The sequence below is a fragment of the Streptomyces sp. AHU1 genome, from assembly GCF_045343905.1.
GTDB lineage: Bacteria > Actinomycetota > Actinomycetes > Streptomycetales > Streptomycetaceae > Streptomyces > Streptomyces triticiradicis.
Genome location: NZ_CP174283.1, coordinates 3,363,391 through 3,377,722, shown reverse-complemented (window position 1 = coordinate 3,377,722; position 14,332 = coordinate 3,363,391). Strand labels below are relative to the sequence as shown.

Genomic DNA, 14,332 nt, shown 5'->3' with positions numbered 1-14,332 from the left:
GGGCGTCAGTCCTCGGCCGGGATCCGGTACTCGAAAACGAACTGATCAGCGGCCATGAGGGTGTCGCACACCTCGACCACGAGACCCGCGGTCGTACGTGCCTCCCGGATCAGATGGACCACCGGTGCACCCGGGCTCAGCGCCAGCTCCGAAGCCTCCGCCTTGGAGGCCGGACGCGCTTGCACCGTCTCGACGAACTCGGCGAACTCGTGCCCGTGGTCTTCGAGCCGGGCGTAGATACCGCCGCCACCGGGATTCTCGGCGAACAGCTCGGGGATGTCCTTCACGACGTCCCACGGCAGGTAGGACGTGGCGGTCTCGACCGGCGTGCCGTTACGGAAGTAGAGACGCCGACGGGCCAGCACCTGCGTACCGACGGGGACGTCCAGACGTTCGGCGGCTCCCTCGGGTGCCTCCAGGGGACCGATGTAGAGGACGCTGACCTTGGCGGTGGCCCCGGACTGTGCGGACTCCGCGAGGTAGGCCGCCTGTCCTCCCCGCCGCAGCGAACGCCGGAAGCGATCCGAGGAACGGAGCCGCACCGGAGGCCGGTCCTTCACGATCGACCCCTTGCCGTGCCGGGTCTCGACCAGCCCGCTCGCCCGCACCTCGACCATGGCCTTGCGAATCGTCCCGCCGGCGACGCCGTAGCGCTCCACCAGCTCCGATTCGCTCGGCACCATGTCGCCGGGCTTGAGAACGCCCGCTCGGATCTGCCGCACGATCTCGTCCGCGATCTGTACGTACCGAGGCCCGGAACCGGCCCCTCCCGCCGCAGTTCCCATAGTCCTTCCCTGCCTCCTATGCTCCTCTACATGAGTCAATCACAGGAAGCGACACCCTCCCCCCTGCACTCCGTGTCCGTAGCCGGAGTAGTAGTGCGCGAGGACGGCCGCCTCCTGGCAATCCGCCGAGCCGACAACGGCACCTGGGAGCTCCCGGGCGGCATCCTCGAACTCGACGAGACCCCGGAAGCCGGCGTCGCCCGCGAGGTCCTGGAGGAGACAGGCATCCACGTCGAGGTGGACGAACTCACCGGCGTCTACAAGAACATGATCCGCGGAGTCGTTGCCCTGGTCTTCCGCTGCAAGCCTTCGGGCGGCACCGAACGCACTTCGGGCGAGTCCACGGCGGTCTCTTGGCTCACGCCGGACGAGGTCAGTGAGCGGATGTTCGAGGCCTTCGCTGTCAGACTCCTGGATGCCTTGGACGGCAACGGCCCGCACGTACGAAGCCATGACGGACAGCGCCTCATCCCAGCGGGATAAAACCTTCTCTCCTTCATCAAGGCCCGCGCACGGCGCGGGCGCGCGCCGCCTTGTCGGCGGGGCCGCCGCCCTGTCTTCGCCAGCGGCGGCCCCGCCCGGCGGCGCGCTAGCGGCAGCGGGCAAGAAGTGGGAGACATCCTCTGTGGCTAGGGCGGTCGACTCCGCGGCTTTAGGCAGCCCCCATGAGGCGAGCCTCGAAGATCATGGCCCCAACGTCGTGCTTTACCGGGCAGGTCCACAGACTGCCCGACTCGCCGGAAGCTTACGAGGCTATGATCACTCGTCCCATGGCAGCTCCCGCCCAAAGCCACTACACCGCCCGCTTCACGACCTTTCCGTATCCGGATGCTCGCTTTGGATGAGCTTGGCCGCTAGTTCTTTCAGCGCCTCGTCAGCCTGCTTCTTCTGCTCCGCCGACAGGTCATGAGGCGAGTTGCTGTACGTGATGTACTGCCCGGGTGTGCTCATGCGAGCGGCACGCCAAGTAAATTTCAGTAGCGGTTTCCACCCTTTTCGGTGTCCCATCCGCACGTCGATCACGACTTGGTAGTCACGCGCCTCGGGTACGAACCCAGGGAACGGAGCGCCGAATTCAACAAAAAGTTGCTCTGCCTGTCGGCCTCCCACGGCAAAGACTGCTGGCAAAGCATGTCCGTCGTCTGACTTGGGCATGAGCTTCGACCGCGAGGTCCGCCAAGGAAGCGGAAGTAGTGCGGCAGGCTCGCCTGGGAATCGAAGACGGAGATCTTGTACAACAATGGGCTTAGCTCCCGTGTTGTACACCACGAGTGGTAGGCGCAACAAGGTGAGTTGCTGGTTCGCGGCGGCGGCGAACGAGTGCGGCTCGTAAGACCTCAAACGGCCCTGGCGAGCGTTGAGCCACCAGAACGAGCCGACCGTGAAGAGCAGCGCGCAGATGGCCACCCATGCCACCGGCGTCCAAGCTGAACCCTGTTTCTCTGTAACCTGCGTTACTACGATCACGCCTCAATCATCCCAGAAGCCAATCGACTTGGTGGCGTCGATCGGCTCGCATCCCCTCCATACGACCGATTGACCAGCGGGCCAGGGCGAGCGTGACCAGCAGTCCAGGATGAGCCGCTGGGAGACACGGTTGCGCCAGCGCCGCGACGCGACGGACACTTGCATGCTCGCTGCAAAGAGCGATGAACCGTGAAAGTTCGAGCACGAGGGGGTAGGAGTGAGTCAACAGGAGCTTGTTTCTTATTTCAAGCAAGCGACTATGGAGATGCAGCTTGAGTACGAGCGAATCCGCGCACGCGCCGCCGAAGACCCGGGAACAGCCGGAGATGAAGGCGAGGAGAATTGGGCTTCGCTATTCAGGAAGTGGCTGCCAGGAGATTTGCAGATCGCCACTAAAGGGAGAGTTCTCTGCGGTAGTGGAGAGGCGACAGATCAAGTAGACATCGTGGCGCTATCTCCTTCTTATCCACCCGGGATGCTCAACAAGAAAATGCACCTCGCTTCAGAGGTGATGGCCATCTTCGAATGTAAGGCGACCCTGAAGGCGCAGCACATTGACAAAACAATTGAAAGCGCCAGTCGCGCCAAGGAAGCAATCTATAAGGCGCACGGAAAGGAGGTTATTTATGGATTGGTGGCCCATTCTCACTCATGGGGGGCGGAAACGTCAAAAGTGATAGGCAGGATCTCTGATAAGCTCGCAGAGGCTAGTAATGTCCATGTCAGGCATCCAAATAATTCTCTAGACTTTGTATGCATTGCCGACCTTGGGTCGTGGACTCTCCGGATGCAGTGGGACGAAGAGTATTACGGCCCGGGAGTCGTTTCCTACTACTCGGGACCTTCGCTCTCCAGCATCAACGGAAAGAATGGTGCTGATACATCACCGATCGGAAGGATGATCACCTATGTGCTGCGTCGACTTTCCTATCATGATGAAAAATATCGGGGACTAGCTTCATATTTTGGAATGTCGGGCCTCGAAGGGGTTGGTTCCTGGTCTTCGAATAACCTTCGCATTTGGAATGATTTCGACAGTAAGCGTCGACATGTCGATCTATTCTACTAGGCGATATTTGCCTATGGTCACGGCAGGTGAACGCTGCCTGCCGTCGAGATCGGCTAGTCACTAGAAGGATTTTTCCTGCGACTTCCTGCTGGTGACCCCGCCCGTCTTCGCGAGATTTTAGCTACTCCGAATCACGGTCGGGCCGCGCGATTTGGGGCGAGGGTGGCCAAGCTTTGATGCATCGTCCCCAAGTATCGTTCGGCATGTAGTCGGTGATCTTTAGTGCCGACATCCATGCAGTCGTGAAATGGCTATTCAAATGAGCCACCAAAGGCATTAGCATCTCTTGGGGGGTTGCATCGAAGGCGACGATCCCGGCTCCAGGTTCAGGGCTCACGTCAATAATGGCGTTGGTTGGGCTTGACCAATTAATGAATCCTTTATTGAGCACCCAGATGCTGTCGACTCTCAACTCGGGAGGCTGTCCTTCTGAGGCTTCCTTCAGCGTTTCCCCCAAGGTTTCGAGGTTCAGGCCGTCATAAGCAAAGATTAGGCCGACGGTCGGGACGTACTGCCAGGATTTTCCGTATGCCCAGCGCGTGCGCCCGATCTTGTCCCAGTGATATGCCGTCTTCGGGAAGGATTTAAGGCGTGCGATATTCGTGCACGCAGATCGCAATTCTTCGCTATCCAGGAACGACTTGACCTCAATGACGCCGTAAAGGCATTCATTCGGGACGATTCGATAGTCCTCTTCGTCCCAGAATGGGGGCGTGTCGGGATCCATGATTAGGATGTCGCACTGTCCGGATACTTGCCCATCCGTGGAGATCACTTCACCGCTGTGCTCCGCTACAACAGTGCGGGGCAGATACTTTCGGAGAAAGTTACTCAAGAGTTGAGCCTCGCGGACGGTTCCTTTTGACCCTCTATGCTTAGCAATGCCACTGGCCTTGAAGTCAGCAAGCATTCTGTCGGCCACTGAAGCGAGGATCTTGGCTAGAGCTGAGGGCTCGGAGTCAGGCATGGCAACAGTTTGCCACCGCAGTTGGGGGCCCAAGCCTGCCAACAAGCATGAGAGTTGGCCGACGGCGCATGGTCCGTCAGCCTGACATCACCAGTTGACATCAACGTCGGTGAACAAGAGCGCGCTGCCCAGATGGAGTCGCACCCTAAAGCGGCAAGCGGTCCCTGTTCTCGACCACCTCAGCTTCCCAAGCTGATGGCTCAGGCAGCGTTGTCCCGGATCGGCCGTCGAGGCATGCGCTGGTCGACGGGCGATGACGTGGCTGAGCCTGGTGGGGGTGCAGCGAGGCCACGCGCGCCTGGTCGGTTGGCGTGCCCGCCGTCGTGGCTGACTTTCGGTGGCTGAGGTTCAGGCGGTCGCAAGAGGGTTCGTCTCTGCTTCGGCGTGCGATGCGTCTGTACCGGGTCGGCACAGCGCGACGGGGAGGGGAGCCCGGGTTGGTCTTCGGGCTCCCCTCCCCGTGTAGAAGGAAGGAGCATCATCGGTAAGTGCCGTTGTATGGACGCGTCTTCAGACGCTGTGCGATTCGTTCACTGCCAGTAGGTGGCCGCGGCTGATTGCGACGCGGAGGACGTCTCGCAGGGCTCCGGTTAGTTCCTTCGCCAGCTGTTGCTTTTCCTCCAGGTCCGCGTCCTGGTCGTCGAGCGTTTCTGAGGCTTGCTCCAGCAGGTCGGCGGCCGTGCCGAGTTGGACCGATTCGATGTTGTCCGCCAAGCGGGACATGAAGCCGTCCCGGTCGTCGGTGCTCAGGTAGCAGGGGTTTCCGCCGGGGCCCGACCACGGGAGGAGTCGCAGTTCGTCTTGTGCCGTCATCCTTGCGTCTGCCTCTCGTCGGTCACGTGGTGGGTGGCGAAGACCGCGTCGACGCGATCGCCCGGGAAGGCCAGCAGTGCGGCTTCGACAACGCGCCCGGCCGAGTTGGTCGCGGTGCGCGTGATGGCGAGGACCGGCAGGGTGAAGCCGATCCGAAGAGCCGATGCTTCGTCCGGCGTCGGTGGACGGGCGCGGACCGTCTCCCGGACAGTGGCCGGCGCAGGAGCGAGAACGGCGAATCTCTTGATCTCTTCCTCGTGCGTGGATTCGTCGTCGAGCACTCCGGCTGGCACCAGGTCGCGCGGGATGTAGATGCGGGCCAGCCCGTGCGGTGACGCTTCTTCGAAGCTGAGGCACGAGAACTCGACGACGGGACTGCCCATGGGCGCGTTGAGCAAGGCCATGAGGTGTCCGTGCGCTTGAACCGTGGTGGTGCGAACGGTGACGCGCAGGGCCGCTTCGGCAGCGGTCCATGGGTCCAGGGTTCCCCAGCCGCCGACGTACATGATCTTGCGAAGGGAGCGGCGGACGAAGTTGCCCTTGCCGTGGATCTTCTCAACGAGGCCTTCCCCTTGTAGTGCGGCGAGTGCGCTGCGCAGAGTCAGCGTGCTGACCTCGTACCGGTCGGCCAGGTCGGCTTCGGACGGCAGGCGTTCACCGGGCTGGAGACGGCCGGTCGTGATCTGTTGCCGGAGGTCGTCGGCGATGTCGTGATGGCGAGAGGGCACGGACCTGGTCACCGCCTTCTCAGCGACCGCACGGCAAGTAGCCGAGTGCGTGCGTGGATGGTCAGCAGCTCGCCCGATTCGAAGAGCAGTTGCTTGGTCCCTTGAGGAAGCTGGAAGAGGTCTCTCACCCGGCAGGCTCGACCGCCGAGTTGGATGACATCGCCGCGCTGCACGGTGGCTGCGGTGACCTCGACGCTGCCGACCAATGCGCCGCCGGGGGCCCATGCGCTCATCGCTCCACCTCCGAGGGAGGGATTCGGTCGGCTGCCGGGTGGCATGGGCATTCGCACGCTTCGTAGATCACGGGAAGACTGGCCGGGGCCGAGGCCGGGGAGGACTCCGCGCAGGCGAGGTGCGTGCCGATGCGACAGGCGGTCGAGCGGTATGGAACGGCCGGGGCGTCCTCGACGCGGAGATGTCGGCGAGACGGCCTTGAGGACATCGAGGGCATCAGCGGACCCCCGCGAGAGCCGGCCATGCATGGATAGGCAGATGGGGAGCGACGACCATTGTGTGCGTGCGGACGCGCTTCTCCCGGGCCAGCACGTACGGGCGGACGAGTGCGACGTCTTCAGCCGCGAGCGGGTGGCAGCGGTTCCCATCGGTGGAGGCCCGATCCAGGATGGCCGTCAACGCGTTGGCGGACGCGGGGGCAGCGGGAACGGTCGGTGCGTGGACGGCCGTTAAGGGGCGGCGATGCCTGCCTTTTGCGGAGTGACGCGCCCTGGTGAGGGATGCGGCGCGGCGGATACGGTTGAGCACGCTGGTCAGCTCCTATCGCTGATGGCCCGGTCCCCAGACATCGCCCGTCGTGGGGACCGTTCTGCGTACGACCGCCCAGAGGGTGCGGCCGTTCAAGCTGGTGGCGAGGAGCCCGAACCGGTCGGCCTCGGCCACCACGTCCAGGACCTCCCGCCATGAGTCGGGGGAAAGCCCGTCCGGCACCTCCGCCTCGATCGACGTGTGACGGCGGTGTTCCTCCAGTCGAGTGGGAAGCCCGAGGGTGGACAGCCGGGCGGCGATGGCCGCCGCGCTAACTCCCGAAGCGGGCACAGGACAGCCTCCGTCACCGGCGATCACATTCAGTGAAGCTAGTTAACTAGATTAGAGCTAGTGGACTAGATTTTCCATATGCCTGAGCAGCCGCCCTATCTCCGCATCGCCGACGAACTCCGGCGCCGGATCGCGGAACACGTGTGGGAGCCGGGCGATCGCCTGCCCTCCCGCGCCCAGATCGGCCAGGAATGCGGAGTGGGCGAGAACGTGGTCCGCCGGGCGCAGGAGCTGCTGATCTCCCACGGAGTGCTGGAGGGCCGCGCCGGGTCGGGTACGTACGTCGCCGAGCCTCGACAGCAGGTGCGGGTCGTGCGGTCGTCGGCCCGGGAGCACCCCGGTGACTCGCCCTTCCGGACAGACATGAGAGCCGTGGGCAAGCAGGGTGACTGGGAGAGCCGGACGGATGCCAAGGTGCCGGCGCCTGCCGACATCGCCGCGCGGCTCGGGATCACCGAAGGCGAGCTGTGCGTCCGGACCGCGTACGAGTTCCTGGCCGATGGCAAGCCGGTGCAACTCTCGACGAGTTGGGAGCCGTACGACCTCACAGCCGGCACCCTCGTCGTCCTCCCCGAGGGAGGCCCGCATGCCGGTGTCGGTGTCGTGAACCGCATGGCCGCGATCGGAGTCACCGTCAGCCACGCCGTGGAGCAACCGGAGCCGAGGCAGGCTACCGCCGAGGAGGCGTCACTTCTGGGGATCCAGAAGGCCGCTCTCGTGACGCACATCCGGCGGACGTACTACAGCGACCGGGGGCGGCCCGTGGAGACGGCGGACATCGTGGTGCCCGCCGCTCATTGCGAGGTCGTTTACGAGATCCCGATCAATCGTCCCTAGCGCCGGTCCGGCGGGTCGTGTCGGCGTCGCACGGATGGTGACACTGGTCAGCGCACCGAAGCGCGAGGCCCCACGTCATATGCGGTGTATGGGAGTCCGATGGGCACGCTCCGCACGAACCGAAGCTTTGGGGCCGAGTGATCTCCGCTCCTTTATGTGCAGACGTGGGCGTCCACCTCGATAATGTCGATCGTCAGAAGCGTAAATGGATGCACCCGAGGAGCGTTGTGCGCGAGCTCGTCTATCTCTCTGATGGCAAGCTCAGGCAATTCTTGCCTGAGCGGCGCCTTCGTGCGCCTCGGGCGAAATGGCAGCTCAGCACCCCCGTCGGCGGGGTGGGATGGGAGCCGGAAGCGCTGGATGTCGAGCGCGCGCGGAACGAGCGTCTGCATCAGGTTGTTCGACATGTATCCGTCAACGCCCGTTGGTTCACTGAGGACGGCTTACGGGCAGGCTCATGGGTCCAATTTGAAGCTCCGCTCAACTATCTGATGTTGCGTGGATCATTGGCTCCCGACATGGTGCTCTTTGTTGACCCCCCTCGCCCTGTCGAAGGGTACGAGACGGGAGGGAGAGTCAGGCTGGTCTTGCATGGCTCAGCAAGGCACTTGACCAGTAGTCAGAATCCGGTCGTTGCTGAGCCGCCACTGGGTATGGAGCAACGTGGCGCTCTAGGGGGCAGTTTCGGAGGTAGTTTTGGCCGACTTGTGCTTACTCCGGCCGCATCACTGCTAACTGACTTGGCGGGGGAACCTGCGGTGACCAGTGACCTCCCAAGGTTGGGTGACCCCGGGGGGCGTGGAGTGAGGACCTTGGCGGACGGAACTTGTCAACTCTTGGAGACACTTGACGGCCAACTGCCTGCAGAAACGGCCGCGTGGATGTGCGGTTTCGCGCGCATAACAGCGGTCATTGACGCGCCGCCTAGCAGTGAGAGCGCCGCGTATGTCGTTGGCACGCCTCTGTATGTAGAGTTCGCCGCCGAGTAAGGACTGTCCGGCGGATCGCTAACGGAGCCACAGCCGGATCGCACCAACAGCGCCGTGCTGTGAAAGGCGCACGCTCGCTTATTGTGCCGGGTTGCCGCGGTTCCGCAGTGCTTGGGCGCGGCGATGTCTGCTGGCGGAAGAGATCGCTGCTGATGGCTGCCCAGCGATTTCAGCCCGTTCTGCGCTCTTTGGGAGGCGCGGCTCCAGTCGACTCCACTCCGAGTCCGTAAGATCACTCCGCCTCACACGGTACGGACGATCCACCGTCGGGCCCGTCACGCGACCCGACGGACAGCACACCTAGGCCCATCCTCTGTTTCCTGTCGAATGCGTGTCGACGGCCCGTCGGTGAGAGGCCCCGCCATGGAAGAGAGGCAGGTCAGCAGGAGCGAAGCACCGGACGCGCCAGGCGCCTTCTAAGCGCTTGGCCGCAGGTTCGAGTCCTGCCGGGGGCGCCAGTCTCCGCCCTCCCCTCCGGGAGGGCTTTTTGCTGGTCAGAGCATGTCTCACTTGATGCGACGAAGCCCCGGACGCCTTCCCGATGATCAAGGAAAGGTCCGGGGTCGTCCGGCTGTCACCGGGTTTTCACGGGGCCGTGCCTCACGCGTTTCGAAGTTCTGGGCGGTCGGCTCCACGGCTTCGGACGATCGGTGCCCGTGGCCGTGCTCGTGGAGTGCGGCACCGGCCCGGAACCGGACATGCCCGCAGCGATCACGATCCGCTTCGGATGCGCCTTGACTCGCCCGTCGAGGCTCCACCGGCCTCTGATCACGCCGACGTGCCGGTCGGGCTGCTGCGGGTCACTCGCCGATCGCGGCCTTGTAGCCGGCCGCATCAAGAAGGTGGTCGAACTCGGTACGGTCCGACGGCTTGAGCCTGAAAATCCATGAGTCGTAGGGCTCATCGTTGAGAAGCTCCGGGCTGTCGATCAACTCCTCGTTGACGGCGAGTACTTCGCCGCCGACTGGCGTGTACAGGTCCGACGCCGCCTTGACCGACTCCACGACACCGATGGCATCCTCGGCCGCGAGGACTTTGCCGACCTTGGGCAGCTCCACGAACACGACATCGCCGAGCGCCTTCTGGGCGTGGTCGCTGATGCCGACCGTGATCGTGCCGTCTGATTCCAGACGCGCCCATTCGTGCGACTCGGCAAACCGCAGATCAGCTGGAATGTTCGACACGCGCGCTCCCTCGAGGCGTTAGGTGATCAACACCTTCATCATGCCCAGGGTTCAGAGCGCTTCAGGGTGACTTAACCTGTATGGACTATGAATTGCCCATATGTCCGCAGTTTGCATCAAGGGAGCTCGCAGCGCAGGCCTGTGATCGCCCGGCCTCGCTTCTGAAACGGGGGCCGCGGGCTCACTGGTCCGGCCGTACGACGGTGAGGTGCGGCAACCGTCGCGAAGGCCCCCGGACGGATCCGGGGGCCCGAAGCGGACAGCTCGTGATTCAGGCGTGCTCGCGCAACGGCTCCGGCGGAGCGGAGGGCGGGCCTCCGGTGAACGGTGCCCGGATCACCTCAGCGGGTGCGACGTCCTGCCCGAGGCCGCGTCGATCTCGTCGTGGGCCTTGGTCAGCAGTTGCATGGCGAGTTCGTTCAGGGCCCTCGCGCCCGCGACCTCCTCGCCGACCCGGGGTTGGTTCGCGTCCGAGGGGTGACGGCTGGCGTACCCGTGGGCGCGCACCTCGCTTCCGTCGGGGAGCCGCAGCAGGGCCGCCGCGCGGGTGCGGTGGTCGTCCTCCTGGAATTCCATCTCGACGTGCCAGCCGACCGTGGTCCGTGCCTGCATCGCTGTCATCTGTGTCATCGCGATCACCTCCGAAGCAGCCGCCCCCCGGTGAAGTCCCTAAGAAGAAGTGTGCTCCTTCGTTCGTCCCGGCACGAGGCGAGGGAGCGGTACAACCGGGGAGCCTCCTGGGACGTCGTACGGAGCATGATCGACATACGTGTACGGCACGTCTTCGGCGCTTCCTCGCTCGTGGTGGTCCTGGCGTCCTTGGCGCTCGCCTGTTCCGGCGGCCGGGGCACGGACCCGGGTGACGGAGAGTCCCCCGTCCGCGGTGTACGCACGTCGGCATCGGCCCCCACGGCCGAGGGGACGCCTGCCCCCAGTGCGACGCAGTCGGCGCCGGGAGCCGGTGTCGAGAAGGTCCGCGACGTGTTCGCCCAGCTTCAGGCCACCTACAACGACGGGTGCACGACCCCGGGGAACTGCGAATACTTCCTCGGGCGCGTGCTCGACAATCTCGGCGCTCTCGACAAGGCGATGGAAGCGGATCCCCAGGGCCCCGGACATTTCAAGGAGCCCCGTGCGTGGATCGCGCAACTCCGGACCGGACTGGGCGGCGACAGATCCTTCGAGAACCTCAAGAAGCACCAGGACCTGCTCACCGGAACGCGGGACAAGATCAATGCCTGGATGCAGGGCCACCCGGAGGACTACCGGTGAGTCGAGCACTCACCGGCCGCGAGGGGCGTGAGGAGAGCGAAGGGAGACCCGGGGCGTGGCCCCGCTGAGCCCCTGAGCTCCCGGCTCGGTGGCGGCCCGCGGCGGCCGACAGTGACGGACGTCCACAGAGATCAGCAGCAGAACCCCAGGTCAGGAGCCCTCGGCCGAACGGGTTTCCCCCGAGGGCTAGCCGTCAGGCAAGATGGGGTGTATCTGCCCACTGCCGATTTCAAGCGTCCGGACGGTTTCTCTTGGCTGAGTACATTTACACCATGCGCAAGACGCGCAAGGCGCACGGCGACAAGGTGATCCTCGACGACGTCACCTTGAGCTTCCTGCCTGGCGCCAAGATCGGTGTGGTCGGTCCCAACGGTGCCGGTAAGTCCACCGTTCTCAAGATCATGGCGGGCCTCGAGCAGCCGTCGAACGGTGACGCGTTCCTGTCGCCCGGATACAGCGTCGGCATGCTGCTCCAGGAGCCCCCGCTCGACGAGTCCAAGACCGTTCTGCAGAACGTCCAGGACGGCGCCGCCGAGATCATGGGCAAGCTGAACCGCTTCAACGAGGTCGCCGAGCTGATGGCGACCGACTACTCCGACGCCCTCATGGACGAGATGGGCAAGCTCCAGGAGGACCTGGACCACGCCAACGCGTGGGACCTGGACACCCAGCTGGAGCAGGCCATGGACGCCCTCGGCTGCCCGCCCGGCGACTGGCCCGTCACCAACCTCTCCGGTGGTGAGCGCCGTCGCGTCGCGCTGTGCAAGCTGCTGCTCGAAGCGCCCGACCTGCTGTTGCTCGACGAGCCCACCAACCACCTGGACGCCGAGTCCGTGCAGTGGCTGGAGCAGCACCTCGCGAAGTACCCCGGCACCGTCGTCGCCGTCACCCACGACCGGTACTTCCTCGACAACGTCGCGCAGTGGATCCTGGAGCTCGACCGCGGCCGCGCCATCCCGTACGAGGGCAACTACTCCACGTACCTCGACAACAAGGCCTCCCGCCTGAAGGTCGAGGGCCAGAAGGACGCCAAGCGCGCCAAGCGGCTCAAGGAAGAGCTGGAGTGGGTGCGGTCCAACGCCAAGGGGCGTCAGGCCAAGTCCAAGGCCCGTCTCGCGCGCTACGAGGAGATGGCGGCCGAGGCCGACAAGATGCGGAAGCTGGACTTCGAGGAGATCCAGATCCCGCCGGGCCCGCGCCTGGGCTCCGTCGTCGTCGAGGTCAACAACCTCTCCAAGGCCTTCGGCGACAAGGTCCTCATCGACGACCTCAGCTTCACCCTGCCGCGCAACGGCATCGTCGGCGTCATCGGCCCGAACGGCGCCGGCAAGACCACGCTCTTCAAGATGATCCAGGGCCTCGAGACCCCGGACTCCGGCTCGATCAAGGTCGGCGAGACCGTCAAGATCTCGTACGTCGACCAGAGCCGCGAGAACATCGACCCGAAGAAGTCGCTGTGGGCCGTCGTCTCGGACGAGCTCGACTACATCAACGTCGGCCAGGTCGAGATGCCCTCCCGCGCCTACGTCTCCGCGTTCGGCTTCAAGGGCCCCGACCAGCAGAAGCCGGCCGGCGTCCTCTCCGGTGGTGAGCGCAACCGCCTCAACCTCGCGCTGACCCTCAAGCAGGGCGGCAACCTGCTGCTCCTCGACGAGCCCACCAACGACCTCGACGTCGAGACGCTGTCCTCGCTCGAGAACGCGCTGCTGGAGTTCCCGGGCGCGGCCGTGGTCGTCTCCCACGACCGCTGGTTCCTCGACCGGGTCGCGACCCACATCCTCGCGTACGAGGGTGAGTCCAAGTGGTTCTGGTTCGAGGGCAACTTCGAGTCGTACGAGAAGAACAAGATCGAGCGGCTCGGCGCGGAGGCGGCGCGTCCGCACCGTGCCACCTACAAGAAGCTGACCCGGGGCTGATCGATCTTGCGGCACACCTACCGCTGCCCGCTGCGCTGGGCGGACATGGACGCGTACGGCCACGTCAACAACGTGGTGTTCCTCCGGTACCTGGAGGAAGCCCGTATCGACTTCCTGTTCCGCCCGGAGAAGGACTTCAAGCAGGGGTCCGTGGTGGCGCGCCACGAGATCGACTACAAGAGGCAGCTGGTCCACCGGCACGCGCCGGTGGACATCGAGCTGTGGGTGACGCAGATCCGGGCGGCGTCCTTCACGATCGCCTATGAGGTCAAGGACCCCGACCAGGTCTACGTCACCGCCTCGACGGTGATCGTTCCGTTCGACTTCGAGCAGCAGCGTCCTCGCCGGATCACGGCGGAGGAGCGCGACTTCCTGGAGTCGTACCGCGACGACGAGGACGAGGCCGTCGCGGCATGACCGTCCTGCACCTCGCCGACGCGGGGGAGGCGGCCGATCTCGCCGCCTTCCTCTCCCGGCTCGTCCACTACGACCGCGCGGCCGCCGTGCGCCTGAAGGCGGGCGGCACCACGCTCGCGGTCTTCGGCCGGCCGCCGTCGTTCGAGGTCCTCGCGATCCGTACGGCGCGGCTCGCCGAGCCGTACGGGAACGGACTCGACGCCACCCTCGACGTGACCGTCTCCGCCGGTGAACTCCTGGAGTCCGTCGAGGAGTCCGCGGCCACCGCCGTCGTCCCCGCCGCCGTCACCGGGCCCCCGTGGGCCGGGGTCCTGCCGCCCCGCGGCGGCTGGCGGCAGGAGCCGGGGCTGCCCGCCCCGGACGCCGTACGGGCGAAGGTCGCCGCCGCGGTGGCCGAATTCCGGTCGCGCACCGAGGAGTTGGCCCCCGAGCTGCGGACCCGTGCCGAACTCGACCGGATCGGGCGGGAGATATGGTCCCGGCCGATCGGTGACACCGGACTTCCCGTGCGGGCCGCGCACGCCGCGCAGTCCCTGGGATTCCTGCGCCCCGTCCCGCCCGCGGCGGTGTCCGTCGCGGGACGGGTCCTCCCGGGCGGGAGCCCGTCGGGCGGCGGGGAGCCGGACGGCGGCCCGCTGGCGCTGTACTCGTCCGGGGCCTGGCTGCGCCTGCGGACACCGTTCGGGGCGATCGCCGTCCGCCGGGCGGGACTCGGCGCGCTGGGCGTCAGCGTTCACTGATCCTCGGCGTTCGCCGGTCCTCGGCGTTCGCCGGTCCTCGGCGTTCGCCGGTCCCCGGCGCTCACTGATCTCCGCGCCGGGAGCCGGTCACCGCG

General features: G+C 65.2%; 17 protein-coding genes. 8 read left to right on the top strand and 9 right to left on the bottom strand.

Translation table 11 applies throughout. The features are described 5' to 3' along the window. Positions 1 to 5: 5 nt before the first annotated feature. Complete coding sequence (locus tag ACICHK_RS15215) at positions 6 to 785, bottom strand: GntR family transcriptional regulator (protein ID WP_406837325.1); 780 nt, start codon at positions 783 to 785, stop codon at positions 6 to 8. Between the two features lie 18 nt (positions 786 to 803). Here ACICHK_RS15215 and ACICHK_RS15210 point away from each other — a divergent pair, with 18 nt between their 5' ends. Further along, on the top strand, positions 804 to 1,268 hold the full coding sequence (locus tag ACICHK_RS15210; RefSeq protein WP_406837324.1) for an NUDIX hydrolase: 465 nt from the start codon (positions 804 to 806) through the stop codon (positions 1,266 to 1,268). Positions 1,269 to 1,592: 324 nt separating this feature from the next. Here the strand turns inward: ACICHK_RS15210 and ACICHK_RS15205 are convergent, their stop codons facing one another. Continuing rightward, a complete protein-coding gene (locus ACICHK_RS15205; RefSeq protein WP_406837323.1) occupies positions 1,593 to 2,252 on the bottom strand; it encodes a hypothetical protein in 660 nt (219 codons plus the stop codon). Between the two features lie 217 nt (positions 2,253 to 2,469). Here ACICHK_RS15205 and ACICHK_RS15200 point away from each other — a divergent pair, with 217 nt between their 5' ends. Further along, a complete protein-coding gene (locus tag ACICHK_RS15200; RefSeq protein ID WP_406837322.1) occupies positions 2,470 to 3,321 on the top strand; it encodes a DUF6602 domain-containing protein in 852 nt (283 codons plus the stop codon). 121 nt (positions 3,322 to 3,442) lie between these two features. On the opposite strand, the gene ACICHK_RS15195 is transcribed toward ACICHK_RS15200, so the two are convergent. The 5 genes from ACICHK_RS15195 to ACICHK_RS15175 form a co-directional block, all read right to left on the bottom strand. After that, positions 3,443 to 4,288 (bottom strand): DUF6602 domain-containing protein, encoded by an 846-nt coding sequence (locus ACICHK_RS15195; RefSeq protein ID WP_406837321.1) that lies wholly within the window; start codon positions 4,286 to 4,288, stop codon positions 3,443 to 3,445. Positions 4,289 to 4,798: 510 nt separating this feature from the next. Continuing rightward, entirely contained in the window at positions 4,799 to 5,101 is a 303-nt protein-coding gene (locus ACICHK_RS15190) for a hypothetical protein (RefSeq protein ID WP_406837320.1), read from the bottom strand. Next, complete coding sequence (locus tag ACICHK_RS15185; protein ID WP_406837319.1) at positions 5,098 to 5,841, bottom strand: GntR family transcriptional regulator; 744 nt, start codon at positions 5,839 to 5,841, stop codon at positions 5,098 to 5,100. The genes ACICHK_RS15190 and ACICHK_RS15185 overlap by 4 nt, the downstream gene beginning before the upstream one ends. Continuing rightward, positions 5,838 to 6,062, bottom strand: a complete 225-nt coding sequence (locus ACICHK_RS15180) for a hypothetical protein (RefSeq protein ID WP_406837318.1) — start codon at positions 6,060 to 6,062, stop codon at positions 5,838 to 5,840. The genes ACICHK_RS15185 and ACICHK_RS15180 overlap by 4 nt, the downstream gene beginning before the upstream one ends. Positions 6,063 to 6,603: 541 nt before the next feature. Beyond that, positions 6,604 to 6,882, bottom strand: a complete 279-nt coding sequence (locus tag ACICHK_RS15175; RefSeq protein WP_406837317.1) for a hypothetical protein — start codon at positions 6,880 to 6,882, stop codon at positions 6,604 to 6,606. 78 nt (positions 6,883 to 6,960) lie between these two features. On the opposite strand from ACICHK_RS15175, the gene ACICHK_RS15170 reads away from it, so the two are divergent. Both ACICHK_RS15170 and ACICHK_RS15165 read left to right on the top strand, forming a co-directional pair. Continuing rightward, positions 6,961 to 7,719: a GntR family transcriptional regulator gene (locus tag ACICHK_RS15170; protein WP_406837316.1), complete on the top strand. Its 759-nt coding sequence runs from the start codon at positions 6,961 to 6,963 to the stop codon at positions 7,717 to 7,719. A gap of 209 nt (positions 7,720 to 7,928) precedes the next feature. Then, a complete protein-coding gene (locus tag ACICHK_RS15165) occupies positions 7,929 to 8,708 on the top strand; it encodes an SAVMC3_10250 family protein (protein WP_406841228.1) in 780 nt (259 codons plus the stop codon). Positions 8,709 to 9,508: 800 nt separating this feature from the next. Here ACICHK_RS15165 and gcvH read toward each other — a convergent pair. Both gcvH and ACICHK_RS15155 read right to left on the bottom strand, forming a co-directional pair. Next, the gene (gcvH, locus tag ACICHK_RS15160; RefSeq protein ID WP_406837315.1) at positions 9,509 to 9,892 is read right to left on the bottom strand and encodes a glycine cleavage system protein GcvH; all 384 of its coding nucleotides are present in this window, start codon (positions 9,890 to 9,892) and stop codon (positions 9,509 to 9,511) included. 336 nt (positions 9,893 to 10,228) lie between these two features. Beyond that, positions 10,229 to 10,513 carry a DUF1876 domain-containing protein gene (locus ACICHK_RS15155; RefSeq protein ID WP_192582553.1) on the bottom strand — a complete coding sequence of 95 codons (285 nt, stop codon included), beginning with the start codon at positions 10,511 to 10,513 and terminating at the stop codon, positions 10,229 to 10,231. A 135-nt stretch (positions 10,514 to 10,648) separates the two neighbouring features. On the opposite strand from ACICHK_RS15155, the gene ACICHK_RS15150 reads away from it, so the two are divergent. The 4 genes from ACICHK_RS15150 (at position 10,649) to ACICHK_RS15135 (ending at position 14,237) form a co-directional block, all read left to right on the top strand. Further along, the gene (locus tag ACICHK_RS15150) at positions 10,649 to 11,164 is read left to right on the top strand and encodes a hypothetical protein (protein ID WP_406837314.1); all 516 of its coding nucleotides are present in this window, start codon (positions 10,649 to 10,651) and stop codon (positions 11,162 to 11,164) included. A gap of 251 nt (positions 11,165 to 11,415) precedes the next feature. Beyond that, entirely contained in the window at positions 11,416 to 13,080 is a 1,665-nt protein-coding gene (gene ettA, locus ACICHK_RS15145) for an energy-dependent translational throttle protein EttA (protein ID WP_151471533.1), read from the top strand. A 6-nt stretch (positions 13,081 to 13,086) separates the two neighbouring features. Then, positions 13,087 to 13,497 (top strand): acyl-CoA thioesterase, encoded by a 411-nt coding sequence (locus tag ACICHK_RS15140; RefSeq protein WP_406837313.1) that lies wholly within the window; start codon positions 13,087 to 13,089, stop codon positions 13,495 to 13,497. Then, positions 13,494 to 14,237, top strand: coding sequence for a hypothetical protein (locus tag ACICHK_RS15135; RefSeq protein WP_406837312.1), 744 nt, complete (start codon positions 13,494 to 13,496; stop codon positions 14,235 to 14,237). The genes ACICHK_RS15140 and ACICHK_RS15135 overlap by 4 nt, the downstream gene beginning before the upstream one ends. The last annotated feature ends 95 nt before the right edge of the window (positions 14,238 to 14,332 follow it).

Excerpts from the sequence above, each read along its gene's own strand:
- ACICHK_RS15150 (WP_406837314.1), top strand. The coding sequence starts at position 10,649 with ATGATCGACATACGTGTACGGCACGTCTTCGGCGCTTCCTCGCTCGTG.
- ACICHK_RS15195 (WP_406837321.1), bottom strand. The coding sequence starts at position 4,288 with ATGCCTGACTCCGAGCCCTCAGCTCTAGCCAAGATCCTCGCTTCAGTG.
- ACICHK_RS15215 (WP_406837325.1), bottom strand. The coding sequence starts at position 785 with ATGGGAACTGCGGCGGGAGGGGCCGGTTCCGGGCCTCGGTACGTACAG.
- ACICHK_RS15165 (WP_406841228.1), top strand. The coding sequence starts at position 7,929 with ATGCACCCGAGGAGCGTTGTGCGCGAGCTCGTCTATCTCTCTGATGGC.
- ACICHK_RS15210 (WP_406837324.1), top strand. The coding sequence starts at position 804 with ATGCTCCTCTACATGAGTCAATCACAGGAAGCGACACCCTCCCCCCTG.
- ACICHK_RS15190 (WP_406837320.1), bottom strand. The coding sequence starts at position 5,101 with ATGACGGCACAAGACGAACTGCGACTCCTCCCGTGGTCGGGCCCCGGC.
- ACICHK_RS15155 (WP_192582553.1), bottom strand. The coding sequence starts at position 10,513 with ATGACAGCGATGCAGGCACGGACCACGGTCGGCTGGCACGTCGAGATG.
- ACICHK_RS15135 (WP_406837312.1), top strand. The coding sequence starts at position 13,494 with ATGACCGTCCTGCACCTCGCCGACGCGGGGGAGGCGGCCGATCTCGCC.
- ACICHK_RS15180 (WP_406837318.1), bottom strand. The coding sequence starts at position 6,062 with ATGAGCGCATGGGCCCCCGGCGGCGCATTGGTCGGCAGCGTCGAGGTC.
- ACICHK_RS15170 (WP_406837316.1), top strand. The coding sequence starts at position 6,961 with ATGCCTGAGCAGCCGCCCTATCTCCGCATCGCCGACGAACTCCGGCGC.